The 10,337-nt window shown below is 39.2% G+C and carries 11 protein-coding genes; 1 reads left to right on the top strand and 10 read right to left on the bottom strand.

Going from position 1 to position 10,337, the window contains the following annotated elements; genetic code table 11:
- Positions 1 to 111: 111 nt before the first annotated feature.
- The 5 genes from guaA to NBH03_RS09705 form a co-directional block, all read right to left on the bottom strand.
- A complete protein-coding gene (gene guaA / locus NBH03_RS09725; RefSeq protein WP_015515193.1) occupies positions 112 to 1,653 on the bottom strand; it encodes a glutamine-hydrolyzing GMP synthase in 1,542 nt (513 codons plus the stop codon).
- 172 nt (positions 1,654 to 1,825) lie between these two features.
- The gene (locus NBH03_RS09720) at positions 1,826 to 2,188 is read right to left on the bottom strand and encodes a hypothetical protein (RefSeq protein WP_250799461.1); all 363 of its coding nucleotides are present in this window, start codon (positions 2,186 to 2,188) and stop codon (positions 1,826 to 1,828) included.
- Between the two features lie 57 nt (positions 2,189 to 2,245).
- Positions 2,246 to 3,142: a DUF4261 domain-containing protein gene (locus NBH03_RS09715; RefSeq protein WP_250799460.1), complete on the bottom strand. Its 897-nt coding sequence runs from the start codon at positions 3,140 to 3,142 to the stop codon at positions 2,246 to 2,248.
- A 159-nt stretch (positions 3,143 to 3,301) separates the two neighbouring features.
- A complete protein-coding gene (locus tag NBH03_RS09710; protein WP_250799459.1) occupies positions 3,302 to 4,582 on the bottom strand; it encodes an ATP-binding protein in 1,281 nt (426 codons plus the stop codon).
- 91 nt (positions 4,583 to 4,673) lie between these two features.
- Positions 4,674 to 4,994 (bottom strand): helix-turn-helix domain-containing protein, encoded by a 321-nt coding sequence (locus NBH03_RS09705; RefSeq protein WP_117528698.1) that lies wholly within the window; start codon positions 4,992 to 4,994, stop codon positions 4,674 to 4,676.
- A gap of 293 nt (positions 4,995 to 5,287) precedes the next feature.
- Here NBH03_RS09705 and NBH03_RS09700 point away from each other — a divergent pair, with 293 nt between their 5' ends.
- Positions 5,288 to 5,461 carry a hypothetical protein gene (locus NBH03_RS09700; protein WP_227081904.1) on the top strand — a complete coding sequence of 58 codons (174 nt, stop codon included), beginning with the start codon at positions 5,288 to 5,290 and terminating at the stop codon, positions 5,459 to 5,461.
- Between the two features lie 99 nt (positions 5,462 to 5,560).
- Here NBH03_RS09700 and NBH03_RS09695 read toward each other — a convergent pair whose 3' ends face one another.
- The 5 genes from NBH03_RS09695 to NBH03_RS09675 form a co-directional block, all read right to left on the bottom strand.
- Positions 5,561 to 5,761, bottom strand: a complete 201-nt coding sequence (locus NBH03_RS09695; RefSeq protein WP_250799466.1) for a flavodoxin — start codon at positions 5,759 to 5,761, stop codon at positions 5,561 to 5,563.
- 114 nt (positions 5,762 to 5,875) lie between these two features.
- A complete protein-coding gene (locus NBH03_RS09690) occupies positions 5,876 to 6,619 on the bottom strand; it encodes a hypothetical protein (RefSeq protein WP_006426953.1) in 744 nt (247 codons plus the stop codon).
- Between the two features lie 140 nt (positions 6,620 to 6,759).
- On the bottom strand, positions 6,760 to 7,143 hold the full coding sequence (locus tag NBH03_RS09685; protein WP_015513361.1) for a DUF6262 family protein: 384 nt from the start codon (positions 7,141 to 7,143) through the stop codon (positions 6,760 to 6,762).
- Complete coding sequence (locus NBH03_RS09680) at positions 7,118 to 8,617, bottom strand: tyrosine-type recombinase/integrase (RefSeq protein ID WP_006426955.1); 1,500 nt, start codon at positions 8,615 to 8,617, stop codon at positions 7,118 to 7,120. Before NBH03_RS09680 ends, NBH03_RS09685 begins: the two co-directional genes overlap by 26 nt.
- Positions 8,607 to 10,337: a tyrosine-type recombinase/integrase gene (locus tag NBH03_RS09675; RefSeq protein WP_007886448.1), complete on the bottom strand. Its 1,731-nt coding sequence runs from the start codon at positions 10,335 to 10,337 to the stop codon at positions 8,607 to 8,609. The genes NBH03_RS09680 and NBH03_RS09675 overlap by 11 nt, the downstream gene beginning before the upstream one ends.

Genomic DNA, 10,337 nt, shown 5'->3' with positions numbered 1-10,337 from the left:
CTGGATAACAAGAATAATGGCACTTGCTATGACTGTTATCAATTTGTTATCAAAAGACTAATCGAAATCGCTGAAACCCGCATAAACACTGGCTTTTTTAAGCAACTCGATTTATTCGAATTCGATGGTCGCCGGAGGCTTTCCTGTGCAATCGTACATCACTCTGTTAACACCTTTTACTTCATTAACAATACGATTTGTAACCTTTGCAAGTACTTCCCATGGGAGCTGTGCAGCTTCTGCTGTCATGAAGTCACTTGTGTTGACCGCACGAAGTGCAATCGCATAATCATAGGTTCTGAAGTCACCCATGACACCGACAGAACGCATATTGGTCAGTGCTGCAAAGTACTGTCCAAGACCTTTGTCAATGCCTGCCTTGGCAATTTCTTCGCGATAAATGTAATCTGCTTCCTGTACGATCTTAACTTTCTCTTCGGTAACTTCGCCGATGATACGGATACCAAGACCAGGGCCAGGGAATGGCTGACGGTATACAAGGTACTCAGGAATACCGAGTTCCAGACCTGCTTTGCGGACTTCATCCTTAAAAAGCATTCTTAATGGTTCAATGATCTCCTTGAAATCGACAACATCTGGAAGACCTCCCACATTGTGGTGGGACTTGATAACAGCAGACTTACCGAGACCACTTTCGATCACGTCCGGATAGATTGTGCCCTGTACAAGGAAATCAACGGAACCGATCTTCTTCGCTTCTTCTTCGAAGACACGGATAAATTCTTCACCAATAATCTTTCGTTTCGCTTCCGGTTCTGTAACACCCTTCAGTTTGTCATAATATCTCTGCTGTGCATTGACACGGATAAAGTTCAGTTCATAAGGGCCATCAGGGCCGAAAACAGCTTCAACTTCATCGCCTTCGTTCTTGCGCAGAAGACCATGGTCAACAAACACACATGTCAGCTGTTTGCCGATCGCCTTGGACAGAAGGACTGCTGCAACGGAGGAATCAACACCGCCGGATAATGCACAGAGGACCTTGCCATCGCCGATTTTCTCACGGAGAGACTTGATGGTTGTCTCAACGAAAGAATCCATCTTCCAGTCACCAACGCATCCACAGACGTCATAGACGAAATTGTGGAGCATTTTCATACCTTCCTTGGTATGCATAACTTCCGGATGGAACTGGGTAGCGTATAACTTCTTCTCAGCACATTCCATAGCTGCAACAGGGCAGACAGGTGTATGGGCTGTAATACGGAAGCCTTCCGGTACTTCCTTGATATAATCGGTATGACTCATCCAGCAGACGGTTGTATCTGCAACGTCGTGGAAGAGGACAGAAGTTGTATCAACTTCAACATCTGTATGGCCGTATTCGCTGACAGGTGCAGTTGCTACTTCACCGCCCAGTGTGTAAGCCATCAGCTGAGAACCATAGCAGATACCCAGGATTGGGATGCCAAGTTCAAAAATAGCCTTTTCATAATGAGGAGAAGTCTCATCATAAACACTGTTCGGACCACCTGTAAAAATAATACCCTTTGGATTTAAGGCTTTAATCTCGTCCAGTGTCTTCGTATATGGAAGGACTTCACAATATACATTACATTCTCTGACTCTTCGTGCAATTAACTGATTATACTGACCACCAAAGTCAAGTACAACAACCATTTCTTTTGCCATGGTGTTCCCCCTGTATCTATAATTGAAATATTGAATAGTTGTGCATGCTTCATAACCGTTCGTCTACTTAAGAAAAGTTAATACAATATGAAGTGCGTTTTGACTAGATTTTACACTATTTAAAAGTAAAATACAAGAGTCAGGCATAGCTTTTTCAAAAAAGAAAATAACATTAGAATAATGTTTTTTCCTGCACTTCTTCATAAGCAGCCGTATTGCCGCGCTGAATCCTTATAAAATCATCATCTATCTCTTCACCATATTCCCGACCATTCTCTGTATTCTTCCGATACAAGACATACTGTACATTCTCCGTGCATACCATACCATTCAAATCAGCTGCAACCGGAAGAAAAGCCTGAATTCTGATATCGTACCTCTGACCACCTGCACTCAAAAGAATGCGCTTCTCTTCCTCTATTTCTTCAATCAGCGCCTGCTCACAATCTATACCTGCATTCTCAAGCACCTGCTCCACAAAGCGCTCTATCCATTGGTTCGGATTATCTATTTCAATGTTGTTAATAATCTTCATTGTTCTCTCCATTTCATATTTAAAACTCACTTAAATCTGGGAAGGCTCTGCTGTACGCTATTCCCTGACACCTGCTGCATACGCACCCATATTCACATCCAACAGCTTTCGTGCCGGCGGAAGCATCGCATTCTCATACTGCACTCTCCACTGAACAGAGGGATCCATATGTCCACCCCTGAATCCATCAATAGAATCCCCGGACTTAATCGGATTGCCAGAAGCAAAAATATAGGCAAGAATCTGATAAGCATGGGCAACAACCGCATTGGGATTCACACCATGAAAATGATACTGGATATCCGGCAAAGACAACATGCTCATTCCCACAGAATCCACAATCATATCCTCTGCTCCCTGAATATTGAACAATCGCACATTCACTGCATAATAAATAAAACGAGACTCCATCGGCAGCCGGCATCGGATCAACTTCTCCCTTGTAAACATCTTCTTGGAACTGTCAAATACAACCGCCCTACAGGATGGAAACAGTTCCATCAACGCCTCCACATACTGCACCAGCATCTCAGCACGTTCCTTATAATTCAAGCCTGCTGCCATCATATCTGACGCTGCAACCTGCCAGGTACATTGCTGCAGAATGTCATCACATTCGGGGCAATCCCAGGTCTGACTTTTCTCCATGCCATCCATCACAGGCGCCGTTATCGGCTTGCATCCCATAATCAATAGCTGCGGTGATATATCTTTATTCTCTTTTGCAAAATGAACACTGTACTGACTGGCAGAAAAGCCAATGACCTGTGCATCATAGCAAAAGCACTCACTTCTGCCCAAATGTCGATCCATCACATCCTGCACCATCTCACGGTCCGGCATCTCACATTTATCTTCCATCAACATACGAATACCAAAAACAGCATCCGGACGTTCCGTCACACATTCAAGATTTTGCTTGATAATGTCTTTATCTTCTTCAAATGATCCCATCACAATACCTTTCTATTCTTCTAATCTACACACTGCCCATTTATTATACCTTAGATTCCGATGCGTTAAAATACACTTTGCACAATTATATAAAAAAACGACTAAACCTGCCGTTTAATCGTTTTTCCCGTTCATGCGGTTTTCAGCAGTCATGTAATTTCAAAATACTCTGCCACGACCACAATATCGCCCAATAGCCTCACGAATGACCTCTATATCCAATGGTTTTGTAAAGTGTTCATCCATCCCGGCTTCCCTGCTTTTAGCGATGTCATCAATAAATGTATTGGCCGACATGGCAAAAATAGGCACCGTTTTGGCGTCCTCCCGCTTAAGGCTGCGTATCCGTCTGGCGGCCTCCAGTCCATCCATCACCGGCATCATAATGTCCATCAAGACAATATCATAGGCATGCGTTTCTGACTGTTCAAACAATTCTACAGCCTGAGCACCATTCCATGCCCTATCAACCTGCATGTGTTGTTCTTTCAGTAAAAACTCAGCGATCTCCATGTTCATTTCATTATCTTCAACAAGTAATGCTCTAAGCCCTGCCAGATTCGCTGTCTCATCTGCGTGGATCGCTCGATCGTAATGACAGGATACAATGTCAATCTCCAACAGAAGTCTGACCGTAAATCGGGTACCGACGTTCTTCTGACTCCAAAAATCAATGGTACCACCCATCAGTTCGATCATTCTCTTGGTAATCGGGAGTCCCAGACCCGTTCCATCATACTTGCTCTTGACGCCATCGGATTCCTGTGAAAAAGGTTCAAAAATATGCTGCTGATAAGCCTCACTCATCCCAATTCCCGTATCCTCACAGACAAATTCAAACCATGATCGATCCGGTCTGTCCGCAATCTCCCTGCACCGAAGCCAAACTCTGCCGCCCCGCCTGTTATACTTCACCGCATTATTCAGCAAATTCATCAAAATCTGCTGAATATGTGCAGGGCTGCCAATCAAACATGAATGCGTCAGCACCTCATTATCCACATTAAAATCAATCCCCTCTTCCATGGCCTGCACTTTTATAACTCGACAGACGCGATCCAGCAGCGCAGTCATCTGAAATGGCTTATGCTCCAGAGTCATCTCACCGGATTCCAGCTTGCTCATATCCAACACACTTTTGATCATCTCCAGCAAATATCCCGACGCCGTCAGTATCTTGTTCCTGCATTCCTGTTGCTTCACCTGATCATCCGGAAAAGCCCCGGCGATTCTGACATAGCCATTGATAGCATTGATCGGTGTCCGCATGTCATGACTCATCCTACGCAAAAAATCGGTTTTCGCCATATTCGCCCGCTTTGCCTCATCTGCCATCTGAATCAGCTGTTTCTGATAGTTCTGTTCGACTTCATGCAGTCTCTTCTCATAATCCGTCCGTAATCGTTCATACTCCGGCATTGTATTGATCGTCTCGTTCATCCTCATTCACCCCGATAGTCTCCCTTTTATACTTTGCCTCTCCGTTCTCTCAAAGCATAAAAAAGAACAGTCCCTTTTGATTGAACTGCTCTCATTTCTTCAAACTGCGTATGAATGATAATAAAATCTCTTTCTCCTTTACATCCAGCCCATCCCACACTTCCAGTATCTCACTCTGTTCATCCGTCAAATCCAACCGACTCCCATCCTCTGAGAAAAATTGTGCCAATGTAATATTGAATGCATCACATATCCGCTCCAGTGTGGGAATGGTAGGGATACTCTTCTGACTTAATATATTGCCCAATGCAGTCTGTGTCATGCCTGTAATCTGAGACAAACGATACTTCGTATATCCCCTCTTTTCACTCAACCCTGCAATCCGGTCCGGAATATACTCTTCTACACCCAAGTAATGTACACCTCTCCTCTGGTCTATGATACTAACATTGTACCCAGAAATCAGCATATTTATTAGAGATGTAAAACTTGAGTATTTACTCTATTTCAATGGAGTATTCATGTAAAAAAAAGAAATTTCACTCAGTCCAATAATTTTTCTGTTTTTATTATACCAGAAAAATATATGATATAACAGTCCATTTTATAAATTTGCAAAAGTATAGAATTTCTCTGGTCAATCCGGCCTGTATCTGATAAAATACATTAATATACGTGAAGATTAACCCTATTTTGGAGGCGAACATGGAGATAATTGCTATACCTTTGATTATATTTTTGCTGATGATTTTTGTTACCAGTTTCTTCTTCACAATGAAGAAAAGGCTGGTGGGATGTCTGATGCTGATTATTCTGATTGCCGGAAGTGCAGCCCTTGGTTATATGCTGATTACCGGTGTCATCACTCTGCCCATTTAAAACACTGTCCCGGACTCTGATGCATTACTGGCAAAATCAGGGGTGTCATACATTTTTCAATACGTATGACACCCCATGTTTTTAGTTTTTCTCGTTTCTCTATAAATTCAGGCTCTGTACCCAGGCTTTGACATCCGCCTCAGATACATTGCCATTAAGCATACGTCCATTCTCAACCTTTGCTCCAGGTACGATTTTCTTCACACCCTCGTCTGTCTTGCCAAGACCACTGCCGCCGGATGTCGCAAAGAGAATAATTCTCTTGCCTGTAAAATCATAGCTTTCAAGGAAAGTATCAATGATGCTCGGTTCACGATACCACCATATAGGGAACTAAAATGTAGCCAGTTCCCCTCATGCGTTGATTTTACTGGGTTTAACTGTATACAAAACTGTGTTTACTGTTACTATCTTTCATTCTTTTCCAAAATAGCTTTGAAGCATAGGCCACATTATTTTCATATATGACACAAAGCTCAGCTCTACTTGTGCTTCATTAAACCATCCAACCATAAAGCTATTTATCTCTTCAAATAATACTTTTGAAAGTTTCTGAATAATAATTGTGTTATCCACTTCTTCAGTATAATCTTTCGCATACATTTTACATATAGAACGCACTCCAAAATAATTATATAGCACACCTACCGTTGTTTTTAATGCTTCAATATCTCTTGGAAAATCTGTTCTATTCATCATATTCACTACTAATTGATGTCTTGAGTTTAGGTAATTCCTAACTGTACTATTACCTATTTCAACATCAACTGTAAATGAAAAATCTTGAGTTTGTATACTATCTGCTCCTAACATTATCATCAATTCAACTTGTGCTGCATGATATTCTGTATAACCAGACAAAGCCATATATTTCCAAGAATCTTGCTTTGCATACATTTCCGTATCTAAAATATGCGTAAATTCATGAAACACAATATACCTTGGTATTTCCGAACTTTTGCATATCCTTAATATATGTTCATCTGTTTTCGTATTATAGTAAGCTTGGGCGGCTGAAGCGAATCCTGCTGCATCGCTTTCCTCAACATTAATTTCAAAAAAATCTATCTTATACTGTGGTAATTTCTCAATTTCCATAAACTCAATATATTCTTTTTCATATTCTTTAATTAAATTTTTAATTTGTATTTCTGTCATATTGTTTTATACCTCATATCAAAGTTAGCATTTCACTTTTAGTATACCATAAAACAATCCCATTCTCATTCTATATATTTTATCCTCAACGATGAAAAGATGTGTCTGCACACATCTCTTCCATCTTATTATTTTCAATGTTATAAGTTCTTAATAAAATTCAAATCCTGTTTCCGTAATGCCTTCTGTAACTTTTCGTTCTTTCTCTTCAGTTCCTTATTTTCTCTGCTCAGAGCTGCCACCTTCTGGTTCAACAGTTCAATCTGTTTTTCCATCGCCATGTTCAGAATTTCTCTTCTTGGATCTATCATTCCGGCCTGTTGCTCTACTGCTTGGTTCAATGTATCCCGGACGGTTGGATTTTTATAAAAGAATCCTCTCGACAATCCAGTTTTCTTCATCAGCTTTGGAACGCTGATACGTTCTTTATTTGCCAGCATATCTTGTATTGCTTGCAATGCCAGTTCAATTTTCTCTTTACTTTTTCTCTGATTTTCCTCAATCATCTTGTCGTATTTGCTCATATTCTTCACCCCATCTTGCCAGACTCATATATATGATGTCACTCATCCTCTGTCTTACTTCTCTGGTTTCGTCTGCCATTCTTTGATTGCTCATTTTCCGGTAATGCTGTACATTATTCAGTCTTTTATGCCCCAATAGTCTCGCTATCGTCCAGTCATCCAGATGCATTTCTGTAAGTTTGACGCCATAGTAGTGCCGGAACATGTGCGTTCCAAACCCGAATAATTCGCCATGATCATCTTTCAACTGCTTTTCCTGTATCATGGACATGACTTTTGTTTTTATAGCCATATACTGCATCGGGCGGTCAGGTTCTTTTTCATTAACAAATATGTATTCTGTATCACCGAACTTTTCCTGTGTATATTCAATAGAACTCTGTAACAGTTTTGCAAGTTCTTTACTGATCGGTTTTTTATATCTTTTAGTTTTAACTTGATATATTTCAATCATATCTTGGCCATTTTCTCTCGTCAGACAATCTGGTCTCAGTGTAAGGGTATCTGATATCCTAGTTCCAAGCATCTGATGTATCAGAAGACATCTTGCAATCTGTACATCCATCTGTGTAATTTCCGCATTCAGTCGTTTCATTTCATCATCAGAATACACTCTAAATTCTGCATTTACTTCCGGTGGAATATCCGTATTAATAAATAAATGCTCCAATCTTTCATAGCTGTAAATTTTTCCGATTGTCTCTAACTGTCGTCTTAATGAAATTACATAAGAACTATTCGCACTATGGGAAGTATCTTTTGTTGACAGATGTATCAAAAATTCTTCCAACACTTCTCTGTCTATTTCACTGCAGCTTTTTATTTTGGAATACTCTTTTTGGAGATATTCTGAGAATATCCTCATTATTGTCAATTCTCCCTGTACAGTTCCTATTGCTTCATACTGCAGATTCATATAAACAGCTTTCTTACATTCTTCCCTGATATCTGGCTGATATATTTTTCTGAAATCCAGTGTTTTTACATTATAAATTGGATTGGATCTGATTTTAATATCCAGATTTTTTAGTTCCCAAACATCTTTTTCTATCTCATCCCGTAAATCTTCTGGCCCTAAAAATTTCAGTACGTTTCTGAAATATAATATCGTCACTGCTTCGCCATAGCTTACTGTACCATACACACTCTTCTTTTCTTTTACAATAGTTATTCCCTGTTCTAACATCCAGCCTTTTAAAAGTGATATCCATTTTTCTGGATTTCTATCTCCAAGGCTTTTGATTCTCCGATTTATTCTGCTGTTCAAAAACTTTGCAATATGATTATAAGCTGTTCGATCCTGAATCAATGCTCTAAACGTTCCGTTTTTGCAGCGATACATAATATAACCTCGAAACTCTTCCTTTAATTCTTGCGTTGGAAGCAACGTTAAATCAAATTTTCCATTATCCTTACGTGTCCCTGTTTCTTGTAAATTGGGGAAATCGCTGAAGTATATAATATCATTTTCCATCTTTTTCCTCTTTCTTTAGCCATGATGCTAAACTACTTCCTTGCATTTCAAAGAACTCATCATTTGCTTTTGCAATCCTTTGCGGCATATAATCAATATACTGTCTTGTCATCTCTTCATAAGTATGTCCAAGATAATCCCTGATACTTTGCAGTGATACATGACTGTCATAAAACATAGTTGCTACTGTATGTCGATAATCGTGTGATTGAAATAAATATTCTCCATTTGCAATCTTATTTTCCCGGCACGCTTCTATCATCTGAGTTCGGAATGTACCATATAGACAAGCACCACCTCTGCTGTTTTTAAAAATGAATTCTTCAGGCTGAATTTCATGTTTTTTCAAGTATACTTTCATAATCTGATAAAGTGCCTGTGGGATTGGAATCCTTTTATAATTCTTCATTTTGACCTGATACACCTGAATCCAATAATCCTCGCCCTGCTGATAATAAGCATTTCCTTTCAATGTACACACTTCACTCGCCCGTAATCCTAGACACCACAGATGTAGGAACATACATCGTAATCGCTCTGGAAAAAGATATAATTTTTTCAAAATTTCCATATATACTGTTTCCTCAACGCTACGATCATGATGTACTATTACTTCTTTTTGTTGGAAATATTCAATTCGGAATGGCATTCTTGTAATATACTGTTTAACTTCCATGAATTTATAAAAATGACCGATACCGAAAATTCTTTCATTAAATCCCTTTGCCTGTATTCCCCGTTCTCGCAAGCCGTCTGCATACTTTTTTACTTCTGCGACAGTTGCATGAATCGCCAGTATCTTTTCTTGTTCCAGCAGTTCAATAAAATTTCTAATACATACAAATCTTCGTACAATCGTGCTGACTGCCTGTCCAGTAATTCCCAGTTCATATTTCATGTATGCCTGTAAAATTTCTCGATTCTGTATTTCCTTGACTTCCATAAAAGAAATGCTAATTAAGGATTTACTTTCGTCTATCCGATGTTTTCCAAGATGTAATCGTTCCAGATACCATACATTTGCTTCCCATTGGATCTGTTCCTGCTGCATAAACGCATCTCTTCTGCATTCACCTAAAATACTTCGTTGACTCGTTTCGGGAAAATTCTTTAAAATAGTTTCCACTTGTTCCATTTCCAGCAATCCAATATCCGTAATATTTAACTGAACACAAGAATCATAAAGAAGTTTTAAGGATTTTAACCTGACATTTCTATAAGCCTTAGACATTGAAGTATTGGCAATGATACGACTCAACGTATAAAAAATTTGTTTCTTTAAAACTTCTGAACAATTTTGTGTAAAATCCCACACCAATAGGTTTGTTTTATAAGAAGTTTCAAAGGTCTCAGCTATTTCCTTTTCCGGATAATACTTCAGAAAATAAATTTTATTTTGATATTTCCATTCATATATCCGCTTTCCATTTAGCGTCTGCATTTGTTGATAGATATGTTGTTGTTTTACCGTATCATATATTTTCAAATAGAAAGATACAATTTGTGATCGTATCTGTCCTCTTAAATATTGTTCATACGAATTTCGCAAAGGATAATCCATTTCTTCCAGATGCCAGATTTTTCTATCTGCCAAGAACTTTTTCAATTTGTTAATTCTTGAATCGCTTTTTATTCCAAGTGCATCAATTTCTGAATATAGTTCCTGCTTTTTCTTCTCAATATCTACTTCAGATTCTGTTATGTGTTCTGCCTGTTGCAA

This window comes from Coprococcus intestinalis (assembly GCF_023656595.1).
Taxonomy (GTDB): Bacteria; Bacillota; Clostridia; order Lachnospirales; family Lachnospiraceae; genus Coprococcus_A; species Coprococcus_A intestinihominis.
The sequence above is the reverse complement of the archived record's forward strand: the minus strand, read 5'-3'. Positions and strand labels throughout refer to the sequence as shown.